This is a genomic window from Schaedlerella arabinosiphila, assembly GCF_003885045.1.
Classification (GTDB): domain Bacteria; phylum Bacillota; class Clostridia; order Lachnospirales; family Lachnospiraceae; genus Schaedlerella; species Schaedlerella arabinosiphila.
This window is the reverse complement of the sequence record NZ_RHJS01000002.1, coordinates 6,281,863-6,304,664: the sequence shown is the minus strand read 5'-3', so window position 1 is coordinate 6,304,664 and position 22,802 is coordinate 6,281,863. Positions and strand designations below refer to the sequence as shown.

The window sequence follows — 22,802 nt, the reverse complement described above, 5'->3', positions numbered from 1 at the left end:
GCAAAAACACCGACTGTAACACCGGATGTTTTTCTAAAGATTATAACTGATAACTGAAGATAAGATTTAAAAAGACAAAGCCTGGCTCTGCAGTCCGGCTTTGTCTTTTGCTTATCTATTCCACATTTTTTTATCAGCATCCAAGATACTTCTTCACAGTTTTCCTGACTGCCCCCGGTCCTGCGATCTCTTCCCGGAATATCTCCTCAATCTTCTCTCCAATCCCTGCCTTGTACAAATCCACGGCAAAAATATTTTCGTTGGACAAAATACCCTTAAACTGATCTGTCAGGCTGGAAGGTTCTCCGAATACGATGCTCGACATCGCCTCCCGCAGCTCCGACACCATGGGGTCAGGCGCCAGCTCAAAGGGTCTGCCTTCCTCGTCGATGGCAAGGAGATAGCGGAACCATCCGGCAATCGCGATGGGAATGCCGTTCAGCCGTTTCGCGTCTCCGTATTTCTCCACATACGCCTTGATTGTCTCACCGAAACGAATCCCGATTCCCTGGGACACATCCACGGAAAGTCTCTGGGTCGTATCGCCCAGATATGGATTGGGGAATCTCTCGTTGATTACCTCATCCAGAAACGCCTTCGGAGAAAGGATGCCCGGATCCGGGACTACCTCCATTCCCTCCACATACCCGACCCGCCGTGCCAGCTCCAGCATATCGGGATCTTTCATTTCATCGGAAAACAATTCATAACCCAGGACGCATCCATAAGGCCCCAAAGCAGTGTGGATGGGATTGAGGCACGCCGTCACCTTCATTTTCTCGGACTTGTTGACAGTATCCCGGTCTGTCATGTATACGCCGGCTTTCTCCAGCGCCGGGCGGCCATTTGGGAAGCTGTCTTCCACCACCAGATATTGGGGGCCTTCAGCATTAACAAAGGGGGCGATGTAGGTCTTGCCGGATGTGATGACCGGCTGCATCCCTTCCACCCCCGCCTCTTCCAGCTCCTTCGCGATCTTCTCGCTGGGGCGGGGCGTAATCTTATCGATCATCGTCCATGGGAAAGACACCTTGCTCTCATCACGGATGTATGTAAGAAATCCATCATCCACAAAGCCGCGTTTCCTCCACTCCTCTGCAATTTCCAGAACAGAGCTCCGGAATTTCTGCCCGTTTTGGGAGCAGTTATCCATGGAAACCAGGGCCAGCTTTGCCTTGCCGCTGCGGTAACGCTCCAGCAGCATGGCCGTCACAACCGCCATAGCGCCGGTCGCTTTCTCGGGGCCATGTTCGATATCCGCCTTTACAAACTCAAAATAAGCTCCGTCTGCCTTCGTCAGCGCATAGCCCTTTTCCGTGATCGTAAAGGAGACCATCTGCAGTCCGGAATCGCAGAAAATCTCTTTTAACCGTTTCCACTGTTCCGGGTCGGAATACTGGGCCTTCACTGCTTCCGTTACGGAGCCCAGCACTCTGCGCTCCGTTGTACCGTCCCCGTGAAGTGTAATCGAGAGTACAAGATTGTCGTATGGCCTGTATATTTTGTCCACCACATCATAGTCAAACGTCTCTACACCGGTGATTCCTCTGTCCATCAGCCCTTCAGAGATCAGCCGGTCCGCGATCCCGCCGATAAAAATCCGAAAAATATTTCCCACACCGAAATGAACCCATACCGGGGAGGTTCTGGTCCTCTGGGCCAGCGCCGCAGCATCATAGGACGGCAGCTCGATTCCGGCCTTTTCCCAGTCCTGCCGATCTTTTAAACCTTCCAAAGTCAAATTCATGATCGTTCCTCCATTTAGATTGCCTGTATTTGTCACTGCTCTCATGTTCCGCCGAAAAATGATATTCGTTCTGTGTTCTCCTTAACGGATAAAACTGGTCCGGCAGACCGGCTCCTTCTCCGGCAGGCCGTACGTTTCTTTTCCGAGAGCGATGCTCTTCATCAGGAACGCCATATTTGCCGCCAGGGTCCGCATACTCTGCAGCCCTTCCGCATCCTGCACGGCTTCATCCGCGTTGTTGCCATGGATACTGTTCCAATACTGGCCCGATGCCACAGGCATTCCGCAGATTGTAAAGTACTTGTTCAGTTCGTCAAATGTGGCCGACAGCCCGCCCCTTCTGGCAGACGCCACGGCCGCTCCCACCTTCATGGTCTTGTCAAAGTGGGTGCTGTAGAACAGCCGATCCAGAAATGCAATCAGTGTGGCGTTGGCGGATGCATAGTAGACCGGGCTTCCTACAACCAGCCCGTCACAGGCTTCAAACCTGGCAGCGGCTTCATTTACCGCATCGTCAAATGCGCATCTGCCGTGTCCTCCGCAAAATCCGCAGGCAACACACCCTCTGATGTCCCGATTGCCGATGTGGAGAATCTCCGTCTCTATGCCTTCTTTCTCGAAAACCTTCTCCATCTCATGCAGCGCCGTGTATGTACTGCCTTTTGCATGAGGGCTTCCATTGATCAATAATACCTTCATTTTATTCTACCTCCGTCGATGATCTGTTTCTATTAAGGATGATACCACTTTTCGACGAAGGCGGCAACTGTTAGTGTTATTCAGTCTGTTAATTCCTGTTTACTACATTCCGCAGATACTCCTGCACCCCCTGGTTCGGCGCATTGCTGCAAAATTCCGTAAGCCACTGTTCCTGCTTCCTGATATCCTCCTCATACTCTGTCATATCCAGAGGCGCCGTAATTCTTTCACAGGAAAAATTCAGAGTTTCCAACTGGCTCTGAAATTGTACGGAATATTGATTCCACATTTTCAAATTATAATGGAGCAGCCCTAAAAAGGCTGTGATGTAGATCAGCCTGTCAAAATCTGCAAAACTCATTTTTTCTCGTCCCAGCAATAATCTTCTGTCCCTGGTCCCGCATAAATATAAAAAAGCAAACTGCTCAATGTCTTCCCGATGCATATGATCTCCTTCTTTCATAGGATTCTGCACTTACGGTACCTTACGATCCCTTCCCTCTTTTCTCGACTCGCAAGCGTTCGTCTCGTTTTTACAACCAATTGTACACATTAACACGCAATAAATCAACAAAAAGTTGCATTTATGATTCGTTATGAAGCAAAATCCCAATTCCAAACCATACACAATGCACCCGGAAATTATACCACCACCAACTTGATCGCCCAGGCCGGCACGTCTGCGTCCTGGTAGTCCTCCTGCATAAACACAAATGCCGTCTGGTATCCCGGCACTTTCTGAGGATAGATCCCATACCCGTCCGTAAAGTAGATCAGCCCCCGCAGGTCTGTAAATTCCCCCTTCCGAAGCATTTCATCCACATATGCAAACGCCGGCCGGAAATCTGTCCCGCCCTCCCCGTACAGCGTCAGGCTGTCCATATATTCCTGAAGGTCTTTCTCGCTGCTGATCTTTACATCCGATCTGACTGCCTCATCGCATTGGATGATATGCACATTGATTTTGCGGAAAAAACTTTCGTTCTGGCTTAACACATCATAGGTTTCTTCCAAAAATCTGCGCACCAGTTCCCCGGAGCAGGACATGGACGTATCAATCACCACCGCAAACTCCTCCACCTTAATCACTTCTTTTGTCTCCTGGGGTTCGATCAGCGGCATATTTCCATAGAGAGACAGGCCATAGCTGTAAAATGTATAGTCAAAAGACTCCGTATCCACCCCCACTTCCTCCCTCAGCACGGAAAATTTTTTCAAGAAAGAACGGTAATCGTGTTTTTCCCTGTTCCCGATCTTCAACTGGCCCAGCAGGTCTCCATTTTTCTCAGAAGCTTCTTTGGAAAAGGTTTCCAGATCTGTCTCCATCTGTTCGTCTATGTCCTGCCACTTCTTCTGCAGGCTGGAATCCGTATCAGGATTTTGTTCCGGCCGGTGATTGGCCCAGCGGCAGTGATCATCTACATAAAATTCCTGCTCCAGCTTTGCCAGCCCTTTTTCATCCAGGTTCCAGGCAGAAAGCTGTCTGAAAATCCGCTCCGCATGCAGCGTATGACCGTCCGCTTCCAGTTTTCGATAAGTCTCTCTTCGAAGAAGGCTTCTGGAAAGCCGAACCGAACGGTGGTAATTTCCGTCAATCAGATGTTCTACGGCAATGTCACAGCTCAAATTCCACAAGCGTGTACCTGCATCCGGCAGATTCCCGTCTTCCACACGGTCCTGCCGGGCGTCCTCTCTGCTGCACTTTTTGCCGTCAAGTGGGCATCCATTCCCTGCAGGATACAGTTTCCACAGATGCCGGAAAATGCAGTGGTACACCATATGCAGGTAACCCCGGTTCACCAGTATTCGATTCTGCCGGTATAAGCCGCCTAACTGCCGGGGATGAAAATACAGCACGGCTCCGTCGGTGCCGAACGGACTGATTTCCCCATCCATCTGAAACACAAAGCTGTTCAGCGCAACGTCCAGAAAGCGCATCCCAAGATACAGTTCATCCCTGGACGCACTCCATATCTTTTCTCCAAGCAGCTCCAGCCGCCCGGCTGTCTCCATATTTTCCATATCCGCGAATCCTCACTTTCCGCAATTTGACCGTCTTCTGCATTCTCCGCTTATTGTAACCAGGAATACGAATTCCTGTACCAAACAGTTACATCTTATCATACTTTTGCCGCAAATCATGACAATTTTCTACATTCTAAACATTTTCTTTATAATTTTTCTACTTCTTTTATAAAATGAAAACACTTTGGACACATTTTTCTTTTATACTAAGTCTCAGATAGTTGATAAAACAACTATCTCCCCCCTCATAAAGTTAAGACATCCGGGGAGAGATTCCTGGGTGTCACACTTTACTCTCATTCCTTTTTAGATAACTATAAGACAAAGAAAACCGCCAGCCGAAGGGTTGGCGGTTTTCTTTGTTTTATCCTATGTACATCCCGTTCTACGGCTCTACCGTAAAAACCTCCTCAATTGTGACATGAAATACCTTTGCGATATTCCACGCCAAAGCCAGCGAAGGATTGTATTTTCCTTTTTCCAGGTTTCCGATCGTTTCCCTGCGCACGCCGACCAGCTTTGCCAGGTCTTCCTGCTTCATATCGTATCTGGCCCGATATTCCTTTATCCTGTTTTTGATCATTCGGCTCTCCTCTTTTTTCCCGATTTTCTTATCTATTCACCTGCGCCTGTCCGTTCCTTCCACTCCAATGCAGTTAGTACAAAGGTGAATGCAATGGTTGACACTACAAAGCTCAGCGCGAAGGACATCGGTATTGCCGCGGAAATATTGTAGAATACGGAACAGGAAAACATGGATGGAACGAGGGAGATCATTCCCAGCATAAATGCGACGGTTGCGGATTTCTGTACGTTCAGCAGAAACAGTTCATCCGGGATTATCCAGAAATAGCGGACAAAATAAAAAAATCCAAAGAATCCGTACAATCCCGTATTGCCGCTTTTCCACCCCAGTATGGTGATCAGGGAAAGAAGTGATAAAAATCCCAGGTAGTTTATTCTTTTCATAGTGTTCCTCCTTTTTATGTTATGTATTTCGCTCTCTATGTTATAAATATACCACACGCAAAAATAATTGTCAAGTATCAAGTATGAACAACAACTAAATAGCAGCACAAAATAGCAGCACACAAAAGTATGTTGCCAAATGCCCGAATATATGGGAAAATGTAAGTATTCAGAACAGCAGTTGCAGAAAAACAGAATAAACTCTATTAATAGAAAGGAACCATTCGAATGATCATTAAAAACGGTTTGATTATGAACCCGCATACAAACGCATCTTACAAAGCAGACCTGCGTATCCAGGACGGCATCGTGGAGGAGATCGGCCCGACTCTGTCGGCCGCTCCGACAGAGGAATGTATCAATGCGGAAGGTTTGATCATTGCCCCCGGGCTGATTGATACCCATACCCACTTCCGGGACCCTGGTTTTACCCATAAGGAAACGCTCCACACCGGGGCCCTTGCGGCGGCAGGAGGAGGCTTTACTTCCGTAATCTGCATGGCAAATACGTCTCCTGCGGTGGACTCGGTTCCCGTACTGCAGGATATTCTGGAACGTGCAGCGCAGGAGACGATCCGTATCTTCCAGGCCGGAACCGTTTCCCATGGATTAAAGGGTCAGGTGCTGACAGACATGCAGTCGCTTAAGGAGGCAGGAGCCTGCGGCTTTACGGACGACGGAATCCCCATTACCAATGCGGCGTTCTGCTATGAAGCCATGAAAGCCGCCAAAATGCTTGACGTTCCCATCAGCCTGCACGAAGAAGATCCCGCATTTATCCGGAATAACGGAATCAACCATGGGAAGGTTTCCCGGCAGATGGGGTTCTACGGTTCCCCGGCCGTTGCTGAGGAATCTCTCGTGGCAAGGGACTGTATGCTGGCGCTGCGCTCCGGCGCCCACGTGGTCATACAACATATCAGCTCCGGGTATTCCGTAGAGCTTGTGCGTACCTTCCGCGCCATGGGCGCAAAGCTCCACGCTGAGGCCACCCCCCATCATTTTTCTCTGACGGAGGAGGCCCTGCTTTCCCACGGAACTCTGGCAAAAATGAATCCCCCGCTCCGCACGGAAGAGGACCGGCAGGCCATCATCCAGGGGCTGTCCGACGGCACGATTGACCTCATTGCAACGGATCATGCCCCACACAGCGCCGGGGAAAAGGCGAAGCCATTCTCGGAAGCCCCCAGCGGCATCATCGGCCTGGAAACAGCCTTAAGCCTTGGGATCACGTCCCTTGTGCGGCCCGGCCATCTCACCTTGATGGAGCTTTTGGAAAAAATGACCGTCAATCCGGCAAAGCTCTATCATCTGCCCTATGGAAAAATAGAACAGGGCTCCCAGGCAGATCTTGTGATCTTTGACCCGAAGGAACGGTGGATACCGGACAGCCACCTTTCCATGTCCTCCAATTCCCCGTTTACAGGGAAGGAATTGTACGGCAAGGTAAAATACACCCTGTGCCGGGGCAGGATCGTATACGCAGACCCGGCGGTTTCCTGACTGCCGCCTGGCGCCTGCAAGGGGTAAAATACACAACTCCATGAACTGTTTTGATTTCTTTTTCGATTTCTTAATAATTTTTCGACTTCTTTAATGAAATGAAAACACTTTGGACACATTTTTCTTTTATACTAAATGTCAGATAGTTGAACAACAACTATCTCCCCCCTCATAAAGTTTTGGACATCCGGGGCGGCAACCCCGGATTCCGCACTTTTACTCTCATTCCTTTTTAGATAACTATACGGAAGAAGCTCCTGACGGAGCTTCTTTCTATTTTCCGCAAAAGACCGCGGCATATCTGTTTTCCGGCCGCCGGCCTGCCTCTTATTTTAATCCCGTATTCAGAAGCGACTCAATTTCGTCCATCTCCCGGGTGATTGACTGATGGCGTTCCTGGAAGAGAAGCCCCTTATTATAGCGATAATATGAATCACAGCCGTATTCCTTGATAAACCATACGCTGTAATAATTCGCATTCAGTTCCGTGATCAGGGCAACCATTTCCTGGCTTTCCCCAAACGCGTCCTCCATAAAATCAAATACATGGGTCAACGTTTCCGAAGTCCGCTCAATCAAGTCCTCCCGGGTATCTGCCTCCTTCTCAAACAGCCGTTTCACTTCCTCAAATTCTGAATTTTCTGCAGATACCGTTCCCTTAACGTCCAATGAAAACCTTTCCAATGCGGCAATCACCCTTTTCAGGATGATCTCGTCCTGCCGGGTCAGCAGTTCTTTCCGTTCCAGTGTTTCCAGCTCCTTCTCCGCCCGGTGCAGCTCATCCCCGATTGAAAACGGAATCTGGTGGGCCCCTGTTCCTGGAACCCGCTGCTCCCGGTAATGAACCAGATATTCATACAGCTTCGTCACATAGGAATCGAACAGGAAGCATTCCGTAAAAAGTTCACTGAGCTTTCCGTTGAACAGGCTGACCAGCTTCAAATGCTCGTCAAATGCCGCTGCCTTCACTTTCTGCAGCGCCCCGGTATTCCATGTTCCATGCAGAATATCCTCCACTCCGTAATCCGCCTTGTACTTATGGTACAGCTCCAGATAATTCGCAAAGTCCCGGGCGATCTTCTGATGCTGGATATACTGAGACACCACCTCCCGGTCAACCGTCTTTCCAAGGCTTTCATAGACCTGGATGAACTGCGACAGATCCTCCCAGCCCCGGGCCGTTGCGAAGCATTTTCCGTCCACGGTAGTCTCGACCCTGTAGAAATTCTGCTTGCGCAGCTCCAGATAGGAAATGACCGCCGGATGAATCCCCTGCCTGTAAGCATATTCCTTCCAGACGCCAAAATCTTCTTCCACATCAATCTTTTTCAGCCTGTCCAAAGTCACCACGTCAAAATCCCGCACCGACTTATTGTATTCCGGGGGATTTCCCGCTGCTACAATGATCCATCCCTCCGGCACCCGCTGGTTTCCGAAGGTTTTTCCCTGTAGAAACTGCAGCATGGTGGGGGCGAGCGTCTCTGAGACGCAGTTGATCTCATCGATAAACAGAATCCCCTCCCGGATGCCGGTCTGCTCAATCTTGTCATACACCGAGGCAATGATCTCACTCATGGTATATTCGGTGACGGAAACCTGTTTCCCGCCATAGTTCTTTTCCCGGATAAACGGAAGCCCCACCGCGCTCTGCCTTGTATGGTGGGTGATCGTATACGCCACAAGTCCGATGCGGCACTCCTTTGCGATCTGCTCCATGACCTGTGTCTTTCCGATTCCCGGCGGCCCCATCAGAAGGATCGGCCGCTGGCGGATGGCCGGAATCCGGTACCCGCCGAACTCATCCTTCGCCAGATACGCCTCAATCGAATCTTTGATCTCCTGCTTTGCTCTTTTTATATCCATCTGTCCAAAATACTCCTTCCGCTTTTTTTCAAATCCCTCCGCACATTCCCTTCGCCCTGTCTCTATGACGGATATATCCTGACTGCTCTGCCCTCGCCTACAGTTCAAACCGCCTGCGCTTTTTTTCCGGAAACAGGAGATGCTTCTCATTCATCAGGTAACTGAGCATTTCCGCTTTTCCCTCCTCTGCCGCCATCAAGATGGCCTCCTCCAGAATGTCCCGGCTCCACAGGCCGCTCCCGGACATACATTGAAGCAGTTCGGGCTGATCCCGGCTCACCAGATGCCGGGCCGTCTCCTTTGGATGCTCCCCCACATAGATCTCATACATTTTCCGATATTCGGACGTCAGGCCGCAGGGGTACAGAAGCCTTGAAAATGCCAGATCCGCCGCCACCTCCGGCCGATCCTGCGCCACGGCCAGAGGAAATAATCCGTCGTATTTTCGGTAGTCCATTTCCCGGCTGTAAAAACACTGCCTGTAATTGTTCCCGATGCCGTGATGCTGGGTAAATAAAATCCGGGCAGGCGTATTTTCCACGGCCTCCTCATAGTGCTCGGGAAATACCAGCTTCACCGTCTGCACGTCCTCCCCGGCATTCACTCCTTCGTGAAAAAACTGCACGTCTATCCTCTGCCACAGGTCGCCCAGAATTTCCTTCACACAAGATTTTTTTCCTCTCTTTAGATGTACCCTCACAAGCTCCAGATTTCCGCAGCCGGTAAAAGCGCCGCTTCCCAGCCGTACCAGGGCGTCCGTAAATTCCAGCCTTTTGAGCCGTTTACAATTATAGAAGATATAATTTCCGATCTCCTCCACCGTATCCGGCAAGATCACCTCCTCAACCTCGTTTCCCGCCAGAAGCCTTTCATGTTCCCGGAACAAAGCATCCTCCGGGCTTTCATAGACAAGCGTGTCTCTGTCTTCCTCTCCTTTTTTTGCGGAAAATGCGTACGGGGCCACTTTTTTTACCGGATATCCGTGAATCTGTTCCGGCAGCGCCACCTTCGAAACCGTCCCCCGGCAGCGGACGATCTCCGCAGAATCCCCCCGGAGCCTGTAGTGTATTCTCATAGTATCGTTTCCCTTCTCAATTTCAGATCAAATTCCCCGAAGCCGGCCGGCCGTATACAGAAAAGCTTTTCTGTATACGATGGTATTAAAATCATTCCTGCTGCCCTGCTGGAATTATTTTACCAAGAATCTGCCGCTTTGTCACCTTCCTGTCACTTTCATTTGTTAAGATACCTGCATAAGAGTATTGCCAATATTCGAGAAGCATTTCTCACAGAAAGGAGATTTTTCATATGGAAATACTGCGCTGCAGCCATTTGACTAAAACTTACAAAAGCGGGGCCAGCCAGGTGACTGCACTGGACGATGTGAACCTGACGCTGGAAAGTGGAAGCTTTACCGCCATTGTCGGCGCGTCAGGTTCCGGAAAATCCACGCTCCTCCATCTGCTGGGCGGCGTGGACCGGCCCACCAGCGGAAATATTTTTATCGAGGATACGGATATCTCTACATTAAATATGGAAGAGCTGGCCATCTTCCGCAGACGCAAGGTGGGTCTGGTGTACCAGTTTTACAACCTGATCCCCACCCTGAATGTCCGGAAAAATATTCTGCTCCCCGTGCTTCTGGACGGACGGAAACCGGACGAGGCACGGTTTGAACAGATCGTAGACACCCTGGGGCTTTCAGACCGTCTCACCCATCTCCCCAGGGAGCTTTCCGGCGGCCAGCAGCAGAGAGCTGCCATCGCCCGCAGTCTCATCTACCAGCCCGCCATCCTTCTGGCAGACGAGCCCACAGGCAATCTGGACCGCCGCAACTCCGAGGAGACCATTGAACTCTTAAAGCTCTCCAACCGAAAATACGGACAGACCGTGCTCCTGATCACCCATGATGAAAAGACGGCGCTCATGGCGGAGCGGATCTTGACACTGGAGGACGGAAAAATTGTCAGAGATGAGGTGATGTCCTGATGCAGGTGATACGTGAATATGCGTTCAGCAGCCTTCGGAGAAACAAATATACCAGCTCTGCCATCCTGGTGGCCTTATTTCTGATGACCACCCTGCTGTCCTGTTTCTGCGGCATGGTCTATACCATGTGGGCGGACGATGTATTTCTGAACAAATGGTACGACGGGGACTGGCACGGGGAACTCTTTGACAACAGCTACGGGAGGGATCTGGAAAAGATTGAAAATTATGCTTCGGTTTCGGCCGTCATGATCAAAGGCTCCTGGGAGGTCGCTAAGATCAGCGACAGCGGAAGGCGTCTGTATATCATCCAGCGTCCCGCCACAAAAGAATACTGGAACTCCATGCCGGAAAAGCATTCCATCCTGGAGGGGCGTCTGCCCAAAACGGATTCGGAGCTGGTGCTGTCAAAGCAGTATTTTGAAGACCATCCCGACGCAAAGCTGGGGGACACCTTGACCCTTCCTGTCGGAGACCGTATGTATCAGGGGAAGGTCTGTCTGGAAACGGATATCTGGCGGGACGGGGAGACCTTCCGCCAGACCGGCACCAAAACCTATACGCTGGTGGGAATCATGGATGTCACTACATCCTCTGCGGTTCCGGCTTATACCGGCATGAGTTATATGAGCAGGGAATCCATTGCGCCGGAGGATTCCATCACGGTCTATCTCCGGTTTGACCCCATGCGTGACACTTACCGGGAGCTTCCCGCGCTGGCCGAATCCATCGGATACGAAAAGGATGAATACGGGGAGTACCTTCTGCGGTACAATGCCAGACTGCTGGCGGATTATTTTATTATGCCGCCGAAGCAGAGCTTTTCCCTGGAAATGCTGGTAGTCCCGCTGATGTTTCTGGTATTGGCCCTTTTAATTGTGGCGGTATTTGTCCTGATCATCCACAATGCCTTTGCCCTGTCGCTGAACGAGAAAACCGCCCAGTTCGGCACTCTGGCCTGCGTAGGGGCTTCTCCGAGGCAGATTCTCGCTGCGGCGGTCTCGGAGGCTTTGATCCTGGTGATCCCGGTTCTGCCCTTCGGCCTTGCCGCCGGATGGTTTGTCAATATCCAGTTGTTTGCAAATATCAATGCCCACAACGACATCGGAAGGGCTGCGCCGGATATCGTTCCCGTATTCGGGCTTCCTGCCGTCCTTCCCGCCCTTTTGCTTTCCCTGCTGACAGCCTGCCTCTCGGCCCGGATTCCCGCGAAAAGGCTTGCAAGGTCGCTGCCCATCGAAATCATCCGGCAGGAGGAAGGAGGCCAAAAGCCGGAACGAAAGCGGCATAAAAAACGCCGTAAGGAAACGGGCGCATCAGAAACCCACTGGTTCAACATGCGTTCCCGCCGTCTAAAGCATGTTCCTTTTGCACATGCCGGCAGATCCCATCCTGTGCGGTTCAGTGGAATCATCGGGGAGCTCTCGGCAAATTCCCTGGCTCAGAGGAAACACTCCTACCGGACGGCCGTCATCTCCCTGTGTCTCTCCTTCCTGCTGCTGACAGCCTTCCTTTATAGTTTTTCGATACAGGAGGCTTCCAACGAACTGATACGGACGCAGGCCATGGAGGATGAGCATATCTCTGTGTCGATCAGTGACGGGCGGGAGGCGGATCCGGAGTTTTTCGAAGAACTGAACCAGGTTCCGGGGATCTCTCAGGCGGCTGTTTATAACAATCTGACCTGCGCCGCCTGGGTATCGGCAAAAGACGCGTCCCCGGATATCCAGGAGCGTTTCGGAGGCTTTGACGGAATCATCAGCCGGAATAAATATTCCCTCATCAAGCGGGACGGACGCTACCGAATGCGAACCGCGCTGATCGGTCTGGAGGAGGACTGCTTCAGAGCCTACTGCGGCAGGCTTGGAATTGACCCGGAGCCTTATTTTTCCGATCCCTCCCTTGCATTGATCTATAACTATACCAGGGATCCGGACGCAAGCACCAGAAGGCATCCGGTGCGCTGCGGGCTTTTGAACCTGAACCAGGGGCAGACGCTGGAATTTACGGAGCATGCTTATGATGAAGATGAAGGGGACTATACCTTTTCACTGAAGGCCGGTGAGCTGGTGGATGCCCTCCCTTGTGCAGACCTTTACAACGCACAGCATTTTACGCTGACTGCGGTTATGCCTATGAGACATGTCCTGGATATCAGCGCTTTCTGCAGCGAACGAAGGCATAACAGCGCGCTGAATATCAATGGACGGTTTCTGGTCGGCAGTGAAGGCGGCCTGTCCGACCCACAGATCGAAAAAATCTCCGGGCAGCTTGAAGACATTGTTTCTTACTATTATGGAAGCGGGGATTATATATTTACGGATGTGATCGACCAGAGAAAAATGATTGAAGATATGAAGGAATCCTGGAATCTGATCGTCGCCTTTCTGACCGCGTTTCTGGCGGTGATCGGGCTGTCCAGCGTGTGGGCGGCCATAACCGGAAACCTGCGGCAGCGCAGCCGGGAATTTGCCATGCTCAAGTCTGTCGGGCTGTCCCCGGCACAGCTGCAAAGCCTGCTGTTCTTAGAAGGCGTCACTCTGGGGCTGAAACCGCTGCTGTGGAGCCTGCCCTTCCAAATCGTATTCATGGCCGTTTTCCTGCGGCTTGGCGAGGTGACATTGGCCGAGTATCTGCCGTTCGCGCCGCTGGGCACGATCCTGGGGTATACGGCGCTGATCCTTTTGGTGGTTCTTGGAGCCTATCTGGCAGGCGGGCGCAGGCTCAAACATGAAAATATCATGACCGCCATCAAGGATGATACGCTGTAACTGCTTTCAGCGGTAGAACCGCAGGATAAATCCGGCATGGTCGTCAAGGGTATTTTCTGCATAGAGCTGTCCGTTCTGCTGCTCTGCTATAAGCTTTGCAAGAGCCAGGCCGATGCCTGCACTGTCTTTTTGGGCGCCTTCCCCGCGGTAGAAGCGTTCAAAAAGATGGGGCAGGTCTTTTTTATGAAACCCTTTTCCCCCGTCCGTAAAACGGATTTCCGTATACAGCGGGTTTTCCTGCCACCGTACCCGGATCTGCCCGCCTGCAGGCGTATGCTCCGCACAGTTTTTGAGCAGATTGAGAACCGCCTCCTCCGTCCACTGTCTGTCAGCCTGGATGTACACGGTTTCCCCGGATGCATCCAGACGGATCTGCTTATTCTGAAACAGCTCCAGTAATGGCTCCAAAGCTCCTTCTATCAAGCCTTCCGCATCTACCACTTCTCTCTCAAACCGGATTGTGTGGGATTCCAGCTTTGCCAGGGAAAGCAGGGCCTGAACCAGATTCTGCAGGCGGCGGATCTGGGCGGAGAGGCGCAGAAGGCACTCCTTCCCTTCTTCGGTCTGCCCTTCCTCCAGCAGCTCTGTCATCAGCGACATGGATGTAATGGGGGTTTTCAGTTGGTGGGCGATGTCCGCAATCCGCTGAGAAAGTACCTCATGGCTGTGTACCGCCTCTTCCTTCGTGCTCCTCAGCTCCATCACCGCCTTGTAAACCGCGTCCTCCAGATGGGAAAATGCATCCTCTCTGCGGCACAGCGCCGCGGCCTCTCCCCGTTCCGCCGCCAGAAGGTATTGGGTCAGCCCTTCGATACGCTGCTCCTGCTTTTTCTGCCGCTTCTTCTGTATCAGAAACAGGCTCCAGCCGATCCCCTCCGCCATCAGAACGCAGAGCGCCGACAGAACTGCCGTGTGCTCCCCCAGCCGCCCCCAGGGCCGATAGCCGTATTCCAAAAGCCATTCCTGCCCTGCCGCCCTGTCTGAAGGGCCGCAGTTTTTAAAGGCGGCTGCAAATGTCTGCTCCATGCTGCGCATTTCCCGTATCTTTGTTTCCTCCATACCGCTTTCCTGTATGTCTGCATTCTCTACGCTGCTTTCCTGTCTCAGAGCCGCGCCGACCCACTCTGAAAAACGCCGGTATTCCTGAAATGTCACGACCAGGGCAAGCAGAAAACCGGCGGCAGTCCCCAGCAGCAGCCAGCCTGTAAATATGCGGAACGGGTTGTCCCTATCTTCTAGTCTCATCCTCCGCTTCCTCCATTCGGTAGCCGATTCCGCGGACGGTCGCGATGCACCGGGTATTTTTCAGCTTTTCCCGAAGCCGCTTTACCGTCACGGTCAATGTATTGTCGTTCACATAGTTCCCTTCCGAATCCCACAGCTTTTCCAGAATCAGGCTGCGGGGCAGAGTGCGCCCCTTATTTTCCATCAATACCAGGAGAAGGCGGTACTCCAGGGCGGTCAGCACCACCTCCTTCCCCTCGGCCTGAACACGCATCCGTTCCCTGTCCAGGCTGATCCTGCCGCAGGAGATGAGCGCATCGGCCTCTTCCGGCGCCCTCCGGAGCACTGCCGCGATCCTGGATTCCAGAACCGCAATGTGAAACGGCTTGGTCACATAGTCGTCCGCCCCCATATCCAGCCCCTTCGTGATGTCCTTTACTTCATCCCGAACCGTCAGGAATATAATCGGCGTATTGCACCGGGCTTTCACCCATGTACAGAACTCGTATCCATTTCCGTCAGGCAGGTTCAGATCCAGCAGCACCAGCGAATATGTTTCCGAAAAGGAACGCTTCGCATCCGCAAGACAGGTACACGCCGTAACCTCGTACCCTTTCTTTTCCAGCGAGACACGAACCCCAAACGTAATCGTGTCGTCATCCTCTACCAGCAAAATCTTTGTCATCGGCTCTTCCTCCCTGTCCTTCCTGCAACATGATCTTTTAAAAATATCCTTTGCTGCTTTCTGAGATTTACTATAGCATGCGCCCAAACTTTCCACAAGGAAAAGATATCCCTTAGAATGGACTGCAGCCAGAAAAATATATTTCAAAATATTATCAATTTTCCTGCAAAAACCGGAAACATATGATATAATGTCCGCGAAGGGAAAAAACGATGAAATTGAATAGTAAAGGAGTGTATAACAAATGGAAATTACAAACGATATTAAATACGTGGGTGTCAATGACCATGAAGTCGATCTCTTTGAAGGCCAGTATGTCGTAGAAAACGGCATGGCTTATAATTCCTATGTCATCCTGGATGAAAAGACGGCTGTCATGGACACCGTGGATGCCCGCTTTACCCATGAATGGCTGGACAACGTACAGGCAGCTTTGGGGTCCCGCAAGCCGGATTACCTGATTATCCAGCATATGGAGCCCGACCATTCTGCCAATATCGCCAATTTTATGCAGGTATACAAGGACACTGCGATTGTCTCCTCCGAAAAAGCATTTGTCATGATGAAGCAGTTTTTCGGCACGGATTTTGAGGACAGGCAGATCGTGATCAAGGAAGGCGATTCCCTCTCTCTCGGAAAGCATGAGCTTGCGTTTGTGGCTGCGCCCATGGTGCACTGGCCGGAGGTTATGGTGACCTATGACAGCTATGACAAGGTTCTGTTCTCCGCGGACGGTTTCGGAAAGTTCGGCGCTCTTGATGTGGAAGAGGACTGGGCATGCGAAGCGCGCCGTTATTACATTGGAATTGTCGGAAAATACGGCAGCCAGGTTCAGAATCTTCTGAAAAAGGCGGCAGGTCTGGATATTCGGATCATCTGCCCGCTGCACGGCCCCGTTCTGACGGAGAATCTGGGCTATTACCTGGGGCTGTATCAGACCTGGTCCTCCTATTCCGTAGAGACCGAAGGGATCATGATCGCCTATACCTCTGTTTACGGAAATACAAAGAAAGCCGTAGAGGCGCTGGCTGCAAAGCTGACCGCAAAGGGCTGCCCGAAGGTAGTCGTAACCGACCTTGCGCGGGAAGATATGGCGGAGGCCGTAGAAGATGCATTCCGTTACGGAAAGCTGGTGCTTGCCACCACAACCTACAATGCGGACATTTTCCCGTTTATGCGTGAATTTATCAACCATCTGACCGAGCGCAGCTACCAGAACCGGATTGTGGGCCTGATCGAAAATGGCTCCTGGGCGCCGATGGCCGCAAGAACCATGAAGAAAATGCTGGAAGGCTGTAAGAAGCTGACCTTTACCAAGACCACCGTACAGATCAAGTCTGCCCTGAATGATGACAGCAACGCACAGTTGGAGGCCCTTGCAGAGGAGCTCTGCCGCGATTATCTGGCACAGCAGGATGAGACTGCCGACAAGAACGACCTGACCGCTCTGTTCAAGATCGGTTACGGCCTGTATGTCGTGACTTCCAACGACGGCAAGAAGGATAACGGCCTGATCGTCAACACGGTTTCCCAGGTCACAAATACGCCGAACCGGGTTGCTGTCACCATCAATAAGGACAACTATTCCCACCATGTGATCAAGCAGACCGGCATCATGAACCTGAACTGCCTGTCTACGGACGCGCCCTTTAAAGTATTTGAAACCTTTGGATTCCAGAGCGGACGAACCGCGGATAAATTTGCAGAGATGAAGCCCCTTCGCTCAGACAACGGACTTGCATTCCTGCCGAGATACATCAATTCCTTCATGTCCCTGAAGGTAGAGCAGTATGTTGACCTGGATACACACGGTATGTTTATCTGTACTATTACGGAAGCACGTGTAATTTCTAATATAGACACAATGACATATACTTATTATCAGAATCAGGTAAAGCCGAAACCACAGACCGAAGGCAAGAAGGGCTTCGTATGCGTTGTCTGCGGTTATATCTACGAAGGCGACGAGCTGCCCGAAGATTACGTATGCCCGCTCTGCAAGCACGGGGCAGCGGATTTCGAGCCCATCGAATAGCTCTGCGTCGGCAGTACCTTTTCTGCTGAGAGGAGATCACCTATGAAAAAAGAAGCGCAGATTGCGAATCAGATTACGGAAGGAGTTATTTGGAAACAGCTATTAATCTTTTTCTTTCCGATTGTATTTGGTACTTTCTTTCAGCAGTTATATAATACGATTGATACGATCATTGTAGGGCACTTTATCGGAAAAAGTGCCCTTGCCAGCGTAGGAGGGTCCTCCACCCAGATCGTCAACCTGGTGGTCGGATTTTTCACCGGGCTTTCCTCCGGCGCCTCCGTCATCATCGCGCAGTTTTATGGGGCCAGGGACGAACGGTCGGTGCAGGAAAGCCTGCATACGGCCTACGCTTTTTCTGTATTGGGAAGCGCTGCCATCTCCATTCCCGGCATCCTCCTCTCGCCATATCTGTTGAAATGGATGAATACGCCGGCTGAACTGATTCCGGATTCCGCCCTGTATCTTCGGATCTATTTTGCCGGAATCCTGTTTGTCTTTATCTTCAACGTGGGCTCCAGCATCCTGCGTGCCATCGGGGATTCCAAGCATCCCCTGTACTACCTGATCATCTGCTGTGTGTTAAACATCATACTGGATATTCTGTGCGTGGTACAGCTTGATATGGGGGTTGCCGGGGCCGCTGTGGCTACCTTTTTCTCACAGGCGGTCAGCGCGGTGCTGGTGACGAGAAAGCTGATGGTATCCGGCGGCATCTTAAAACTCTCCCTGCGTAAGCTCCGATTCCATGCAAATGTGCTGAGATCCCAGCTCCGGATCGGAATGCCCGCAGGCTTTCAGTCCATCATGTACAGCCTTTCCAATGTCATCATCCAGTCCGCCCTGAATAATTTCGGGACGGATACGGTTGCGGCATGGTCCGTATACGGAAAGCTGGACGCCGTGTTCTGGATGATCAGCGGTGCCATCGGAATCTCCATCACCACCTTTGTGGGACAAAATTACGGTGCCCGCAAATATGACCGGGTGAAGAAAAGCGTCCGGGTCTGTCTGGGGATCGATACCCTGATCTCCGGCGTGCTGGTGATTTTCTTCCTGGTACTGCGGGCACCGCTGTTTAAAATCTTTACCAATGACGCGGACGTCATCCGCATCGGCTGTGAAATGATGGCGCTGATCACGCCGTGCTACATGTTCTTCATATTTATCGAAGTACTTTCCGGCGCGCTGCGCGGGATCGGCGATGTGCTGCTCCCCACTCTGATCACGCTGGGCGGAGTATGCCTTTTCCGAATCCTCTGGCTGGTCGGGGTGCTCCGGATACGTCCCACAGTGGATGCGATCATACTCAGCTATCCCATCACCTGGCTGACCACGTCCATACTATTTATACTTTATTATCTGTATCGTAAAAAGAGGTCTCTGGCCGGTTAATGAAATACATGGTACAATGTTTACAGTCAATCGCCTTTTTATCTCATCTTGAAGATGGGACGGATTTTTTTATAAATGATGAATACGATCAGGGATACCAGCAAGCCCTTCAGCAGATTGAACGGCACTACCGCAAATATAACAAAGGTCGTCAGGCTGGTGATGTGGGCATTCACGGCGGTTCCCATGCCTACCAGCGCCTCGATGGGCATTCCGAATGCCGCTCCATATGCCGGAAGCAGGATATATGCGTTGATAAAGCAGCCGGCTGCCGTCATGATGACCGTTCCTGTGAGCATACCGATCAGGGCGCCATTTCTTGTATGGTTCTTCTTATAGATGATCCCCGCCGGAACACACAGCGCACATCCGATGACAAAATTCGCCGCTTCGCCGACTCCCGCGGTTGCGGTTCCGTTGATCACAAAATTCAGCAGGATCTTCACAAACTCAATTGCCGCCCCCGCCAGCGGCCCCATCACAAAGCATCCGATCATGACCGGAACCTCACTGAAGTCGATCTCGTAAAAGGACGGTGCGAATGGAAGGGGAATCTCAAACAGCATCAAAATAATTGCGATTGCAGACAGCATGCCGATCTGCACAAGGGTGCGGATATCTATCCTGGATTCTTTTCTTACTGCTACATTTGATTGTGTACTCATGGTTACTTCTCTCCTTTAAAATAATTTGAATTTTAAAAAGAAAGAACATCTTCACGGAAATCCTGTCATATTCTGCACTGGATAAAGAACCCTGTAAGTTAAAAAAGCCCTCGGAAATGAATCCGAGGGCCTGAGTCTATCCATGTTCTGATGGCATAAATTTCTTCTCTCATCCAGACTTTACTGTCGGTACTGGAATCCCCTCTGTATATGAGAGTCACCAGTTCAGCCGCCGAAGCGGGTCGCGGACTATACCGCCGGTTGGGAATTGCACCCGACCCCGAAGAATTCATTCTTTTTACAAAAATTATTATAACTCGTTCCAAACGCGATTTCAAGATTTTCTTCTAAAAAATCCCGAATATTTTTTCCCTGAAGGATTCATACAGCGAATCATAATCGGTATACCCAATCGCACTGTCTTTAAAGCGTCTGTTCCATTCGGCACAGATCGTATCTGCGATCAGTCTGCAGTCCTCGTGCTCTGTCTTGAGAATAGAGGGAAAGATGTAGTAAATCATAAAAAAGTTAATATCTGCCTGCATCCTGGAGGAGATTTTCTTCTTTTCCCCTTTTCCAAATTGATTCTCCACACAGTCTCCGAGAGCCGCCGCAATCTCACCGGCCGCCTTGTCCTTCTCCTGGGCGGCGTCCATATGATCCGTCATCTCCTGAAAATAGTGTTGGTTTTTCCATAGAAACTGACGCATATTTTCCTCATATGATTTTTTCTTTAATTTTTTCAGCATCAAATCCAAATTATCAAACATTGTCTCTGCATTTTCTAACATACAAACCCTCCCGCTGCTCTGCTTAAGTATATTACATCAAAAATACACAAAAAGCCGGCTCCTGTCAAGCATTTGCGCTCCCCATAGTGAAAAAAAGGAACCGGATAAATCCGATTCCTTTTTCCATGCTTACTTACTGAAATTCCATTCTCCCGATGCAGCCGCCATTTACATAACCATCAAGCCTGCTGCACTTCGGTCATTCTGATTAGTCGTAAAGGTTAGGAGCGATATTGTCGTCTTCCATGTTGTCTTTTCCATACCAGTAACCATCCATCGGGATATCGGATACTTCTTCGCCATCACAGATCTTAGCCAGTGTAATAACAGCTTCATAACCCATCATCAGAGGAGACTGTGTTACGGAACCGATGAGCTGGTCGTTCAGGATTGCTTCCTTCTGCGGTGTTCCAGCGTCAAATCCAGCGCCGATGATACCCTTTTCAGGATCTGTTGACAGCTTGTTCAGTGTCTGGTTTGCTGTGATAACGCCTTCTGCTGTTGTCTGGTTGGAGCCGAAGATTGCAATTGTGTCGTCCTTGGACATGATCTTCTGAGCCTCTGTGGAAGCCAGGTCTACAGTTGTCTGTGCCGGAACGCCAACTTCGATGATAACTTCTGCTTCTTTTTCATCAACTTTGCCTTCAGTTCCATTTACATAAAATTCGTTTCCAACTACAGCAACCTTCTTGTCAGCGCCGTTGCAAAGCTCGATCATCTTGTCGATGAAGCCCTGTCCACGCTGCTGGATGTTCAGTGCTGTCGCATCCTGGTTTACTTCGCCGATACGAACCTGAGCGTCAGTTGTTGCAGCCTTGATCTTATCTTCGATAACCGGGAAAATGTTCTCTGCTGCTACTGCGCCTGCTGCTGCGTTATCTGTTGCTACTGTTGCATATACGGAACCTTCCGGAGCCTCATCAACACCAGTGTCGAAACATACAACCGGGATGCCTGCTTCCAGAGCTTTTGCAAGTGAGTCAACTACGGACTTTGTATCACATGCTGCCAAAGCGATTCCGTCTGGTTTCTTCTGGATTGCACTATCCAGCATCTGAACCTGGTCAGCGATATCGGACTCATTTGCCGGTCCGTTTGCTTCTACTTCCACGCCCAGTTCTGCTTTAGCCTGCTCAACGCCCTGAATAGCTGCCTGCCAGTATGTAGACTGGAAGCTCTTAACGATCATCTGGAAAGAATACCCTTTGTTTCCGCCTTCAGAACTTCCGGCATCGTCTGCTTCTTCAGCGTCTCCGGTATCCTCTGTTGCTGCTCCGCTGTCTGCGTTTCCAGCATCACCGCCGTCATTTCCACCGCTGCCGCATGCTGCCATGGAAACCACCATTGCTGCGCTGAGTAACATAGCTAAAACCTTCTTTTTCATTTTTTTTCCTCCTTTTAATTGAGATTTTTTTATATGAAGTTCTTTCTTGAACAACATATTCTTTTTTTAGTTTTTCAGTCTTTTTTCTTTTTCAGAACGTCTACCAGTACTGCCGCGATCAGCACGATACCGGTAAAGATCTGCTGCCAGTTTGCCTGAAGCCCGATAAACGGAAGTCCTACCTTCATCAGACAGATTACGATTACTCCCAGGAATGATCCCAGGATCGTACCTACACCGCCGGATGCGGATACACCGCCTACGATTGCTCCGCCGATGGCATCCAGCTCAAATCCTGCGCCGGCGCCCGGGTAGATCGTAGCGTAGGTGGCAGCGTATGCCACGCCCGCCATACCTGCAAACAATCCGGAAATCACATATGCCAGAACATGATAGAACTTGATATTCACGCCGGCAAGCCTTGTAGCTTCTTTATTACTTCCGATTGCGATCGTATAACGTCCGACTCTTGTATGGTCTAATACAAAGGACATGATCGCTACGAGGATGATCATAAACACGATTCCGATGGGGATAATGGTCCCATCCGCGGTGATAAACTTGAAGATCTTTCTGAATCCGCCTTCTTCGGAAATCGCTGACGGCCAGGATACACCGAAACCGCCGCAGAGCGCAGGTCCGAGACCACGTGTGATCATACAGGTACACAGTGTTGCCAGAAACGGCGGCAGATCCATGATCGCTACCAGCACGCCGTTAAATACGCCGATCAGCACGCCGAATCCGATACATACGGCAATTGCAACCCATACCGGCATATCCTTCTGGAAAATCAGGAATCCGCCGATCAGTGCATAGGACACGAGCCCGGTACCTATGGAAAGGTCTACACCGCCTGTAATCAGCGGGAATGTAACTCCCAGTGCCATAAGCGTAATATAGTAGGAATTATCCAAAACGCTTACCAGGGTCGGGTAGGTTCGAAACGTAGGGCTGAGAATACTGAACAGGACGGCCATCGCAACAATGATTGCCAATACCATGGCCTCACGTCCTTTTAATTTACCAAAAGCTTTCTTGTTTGCCATTCTCCTGC

The 22,802-nt window shown here is 50.7% G+C and carries 19 protein-coding genes and 1 riboswitch; of the genes, 5 read left to right on the top strand and 14 right to left on the bottom strand.

Annotated elements, in window-relative coordinates:
* Positions 1–133: 133 nt before the first annotated feature.
* The 6 genes from EBB54_RS29615 to EBB54_RS29590 form a co-directional block, all read right to left on the bottom strand.
* Positions 134–1,747, bottom strand: coding sequence for a mannitol dehydrogenase family protein (locus EBB54_RS29615; protein ID WP_125130484.1), 1,614 nt, complete (start codon positions 1,745–1,747; stop codon positions 134–136).
* A gap of 81 nt (positions 1,748–1,828) precedes the next feature.
* Positions 1,829–2,446: a flavodoxin family protein gene (locus EBB54_RS29610; protein ID WP_004083001.1), complete on the bottom strand. Its 618-nt coding sequence runs from the start codon at positions 2,444–2,446 to the stop codon at positions 1,829–1,831.
* 88 nt (positions 2,447–2,534) lie between these two features.
* Positions 2,535–2,909 carry a hypothetical protein gene (locus EBB54_RS29605; protein ID WP_243127857.1) on the bottom strand — a complete coding sequence of 125 codons (375 nt, stop codon included), beginning with the start codon at positions 2,907–2,909 and terminating at the stop codon, positions 2,535–2,537.
* A 179-nt stretch (positions 2,910–3,088) separates the two neighbouring features.
* Positions 3,089–4,468: a vWA domain-containing protein gene (locus EBB54_RS29600; protein ID WP_125130480.1), complete on the bottom strand. Its 1,380-nt coding sequence runs from the start codon at positions 4,466–4,468 to the stop codon at positions 3,089–3,091.
* Between the two features lie 388 nt (positions 4,469–4,856).
* Positions 4,857–5,054 (bottom strand): helix-turn-helix transcriptional regulator, encoded by a 198-nt coding sequence (locus EBB54_RS29595; protein ID WP_004083009.1) that lies wholly within the window; start codon positions 5,052–5,054, stop codon positions 4,857–4,859.
* A gap of 32 nt (positions 5,055–5,086) precedes the next feature.
* Positions 5,087–5,440, bottom strand: a complete 354-nt coding sequence (locus tag EBB54_RS29590; protein ID WP_125130478.1) for a DUF3796 domain-containing protein — start codon at positions 5,438–5,440, stop codon at positions 5,087–5,089.
* Positions 5,441–5,668: 228 nt separating this feature from the next.
* Between EBB54_RS29590 and EBB54_RS29585 the strand changes: the two genes are divergently transcribed.
* A complete protein-coding gene (locus EBB54_RS29585) occupies positions 5,669–6,943 on the top strand; it encodes a dihydroorotase (protein ID WP_125130476.1) in 1,275 nt (424 codons plus the stop codon).
* Between the two features lie 327 nt (positions 6,944–7,270).
* Here the strand turns inward: EBB54_RS29585 and EBB54_RS29580 are convergent, their stop codons facing one another.
* Entirely contained in the window at positions 7,271–8,806 is a 1,536-nt protein-coding gene (locus EBB54_RS29580; protein WP_125130473.1) for an ATP-binding protein, read from the bottom strand.
* A 97-nt stretch (positions 8,807–8,903) separates the two neighbouring features.
* Positions 8,904–9,881 (bottom strand): leucine-rich repeat protein, encoded by a 978-nt coding sequence (locus EBB54_RS29575; RefSeq protein WP_125130471.1) that lies wholly within the window; start codon positions 9,879–9,881, stop codon positions 8,904–8,906.
* A 233-nt stretch (positions 9,882–10,114) separates the two neighbouring features.
* Between EBB54_RS29575 and EBB54_RS29570 the strand changes: the two genes are divergently transcribed.
* Together EBB54_RS29570 and EBB54_RS29565 are read left to right on the top strand one after the other, a co-directional pair.
* Positions 10,115–10,795: an ABC transporter ATP-binding protein gene (locus EBB54_RS29570; protein WP_125130469.1), complete on the top strand. Its 681-nt coding sequence runs from the start codon at positions 10,115–10,117 to the stop codon at positions 10,793–10,795.
* A complete protein-coding gene (locus tag EBB54_RS29565) occupies positions 10,795–13,566 on the top strand; it encodes an ABC transporter permease (protein ID WP_125130467.1) in 2,772 nt (923 codons plus the stop codon). Before EBB54_RS29570 ends, EBB54_RS29565 begins: the two co-directional genes overlap by 1 nt.
* A 6-nt stretch (positions 13,567–13,572) precedes the next feature.
* On the opposite strand, the gene EBB54_RS29560 is transcribed toward EBB54_RS29565, so the two are convergent.
* Positions 13,573–14,811: a sensor histidine kinase gene (locus EBB54_RS29560; RefSeq protein WP_125130465.1), complete on the bottom strand. Its 1,239-nt coding sequence runs from the start codon at positions 14,809–14,811 to the stop codon at positions 13,573–13,575.
* Entirely contained in the window at positions 14,795–15,475 is a 681-nt protein-coding gene (locus EBB54_RS29555; protein WP_125130463.1) for a response regulator transcription factor, read from the bottom strand. Before EBB54_RS29555 ends, EBB54_RS29560 begins: the two co-directional genes overlap by 17 nt.
* A 244-nt stretch (positions 15,476–15,719) precedes the next feature.
* Here EBB54_RS29555 and EBB54_RS29550 point away from each other — a divergent pair, with 244 nt between their 5' ends.
* Together EBB54_RS29550 and EBB54_RS29545 are read left to right on the top strand one after the other, a co-directional pair.
* Positions 15,720–17,510 (top strand): flavin reductase, encoded by a 1,791-nt coding sequence (locus EBB54_RS29550; RefSeq protein WP_125130461.1) that lies wholly within the window; start codon positions 15,720–15,722, stop codon positions 17,508–17,510.
* 42 nt (positions 17,511–17,552) lie between these two features.
* The gene (locus EBB54_RS29545) at positions 17,553–18,905 is read left to right on the top strand and encodes an MATE family efflux transporter (protein ID WP_004083034.1); all 1,353 of its coding nucleotides are present in this window, start codon (positions 17,553–17,555) and stop codon (positions 18,903–18,905) included.
* Between the two features lie 38 nt (positions 18,906–18,943).
* Here the strand turns inward: EBB54_RS29545 and EBB54_RS29540 are convergent, their stop codons facing one another.
* The 4 genes from EBB54_RS29540 to EBB54_RS29525 all read right to left on the bottom strand — a co-directional run bounded on the left by EBB54_RS29540 (position 18,944) and on the right by EBB54_RS29525 (position 22,794).
* A complete protein-coding gene (locus EBB54_RS29540; protein ID WP_004083035.1) occupies positions 18,944–19,570 on the bottom strand; it encodes an ECF transporter S component in 627 nt (208 codons plus the stop codon).
* A gap of 157 nt (positions 19,571–19,727) precedes the next feature.
* Positions 19,728–19,862, bottom strand: a riboswitch (FMN riboswitch).
* A gap of 55 nt (positions 19,863–19,917) precedes the next feature.
* Positions 19,918–20,361 (bottom strand): hypothetical protein, encoded by a 444-nt coding sequence (locus EBB54_RS29535; protein ID WP_125130459.1) that lies wholly within the window; start codon positions 20,359–20,361, stop codon positions 19,918–19,920.
* A gap of 208 nt (positions 20,362–20,569) precedes the next feature.
* Entirely contained in the window at positions 20,570–21,745 is a 1,176-nt protein-coding gene (locus tag EBB54_RS29530) for a substrate-binding domain-containing protein (protein ID WP_125130457.1), read from the bottom strand.
* 74 nt (positions 21,746–21,819) lie between these two features.
* Positions 21,820–22,794 (bottom strand): ABC transporter permease, encoded by a 975-nt coding sequence (locus tag EBB54_RS29525; protein WP_125130455.1) that lies wholly within the window; start codon positions 22,792–22,794, stop codon positions 21,820–21,822.
* Positions 22,795–22,802 lie beyond the last annotated feature (8 nt).

Bases quoted from the DNA above. Each gene is read 5' to 3' on its own strand.
- EBB54_RS29555 (WP_125130463.1), bottom strand. From the start codon at position 15,475: ATGACAAAGATTTTGCTGGTAGAGGATGACGACACGATTACGTTTGGG.
- EBB54_RS29615 (WP_125130484.1), bottom strand. From the start codon at position 1,747: ATGAATTTGACTTTGGAAGGTTTAAAAGATCGGCAGGACTGGGAAAAG.
- EBB54_RS29560 (WP_125130465.1), bottom strand. From the start codon at position 14,811: ATGAGACTAGAAGATAGGGACAACCCGTTCCGCATATTTACAGGCTGG.
- EBB54_RS29545 (WP_004083034.1), top strand. From the start codon at position 17,553: ATGAAAAAAGAAGCGCAGATTGCGAATCAGATTACGGAAGGAGTTATT.
- EBB54_RS29565 (WP_125130467.1), top strand. From the start codon at position 10,795: ATGCAGGTGATACGTGAATATGCGTTCAGCAGCCTTCGGAGAAACAAA.
- EBB54_RS29540 (WP_004083035.1), bottom strand. From the start codon at position 19,570: ATGAGTACACAATCAAATGTAGCAGTAAGAAAAGAATCCAGGATAGAT.
- EBB54_RS29525 (WP_125130455.1), bottom strand. From the start codon at position 22,794: ATGGCAAACAAGAAAGCTTTTGGTAAATTAAAAGGACGTGAGGCCATG.
- EBB54_RS29580 (WP_125130473.1), bottom strand. From the start codon at position 8,806: ATGGATATAAAAAGAGCAAAGCAGGAGATCAAAGATTCGATTGAGGCG.
- EBB54_RS29595 (WP_004083009.1), bottom strand. From the start codon at position 5,054: ATGATCAAAAACAGGATAAAGGAATATCGGGCCAGATACGATATGAAG.
- EBB54_RS29610 (WP_004083001.1), bottom strand. From the start codon at position 2,446: ATGAAGGTATTATTGATCAATGGAAGCCCTCATGCAAAAGGCAGTACA.
- EBB54_RS29535 (WP_125130459.1), bottom strand. From the start codon at position 20,361: ATGTTAGAAAATGCAGAGACAATGTTTGATAATTTGGATTTGATGCTG.
- EBB54_RS29550 (WP_125130461.1), top strand. From the start codon at position 15,720: ATGGAAATTACAAACGATATTAAATACGTGGGTGTCAATGACCATGAA.
- EBB54_RS29570 (WP_125130469.1), top strand. From the start codon at position 10,115: ATGGAAATACTGCGCTGCAGCCATTTGACTAAAACTTACAAAAGCGGG.
- EBB54_RS29600 (WP_125130480.1), bottom strand. From the start codon at position 4,468: ATGGAAAATATGGAGACAGCCGGGCGGCTGGAGCTGCTTGGAGAAAAG.
- EBB54_RS29585 (WP_125130476.1), top strand. From the start codon at position 5,669: ATGATCATTAAAAACGGTTTGATTATGAACCCGCATACAAACGCATCT.
- EBB54_RS29530 (WP_125130457.1), bottom strand. From the start codon at position 21,745: ATGAAAAAGAAGGTTTTAGCTATGTTACTCAGCGCAGCAATGGTGGTT.
- EBB54_RS29590 (WP_125130478.1), bottom strand. From the start codon at position 5,440: ATGAAAAGAATAAACTACCTGGGATTTTTATCACTTCTTTCCCTGATC.
- EBB54_RS29575 (WP_125130471.1), bottom strand. From the start codon at position 9,881: ATGAGAATACACTACAGGCTCCGGGGGGATTCTGCGGAGATCGTCCGC.
- EBB54_RS29605 (WP_243127857.1), bottom strand. From the start codon at position 2,909: ATGAAAGAAGGAGATCATATGCATCGGGAAGACATTGAGCAGTTTGCT.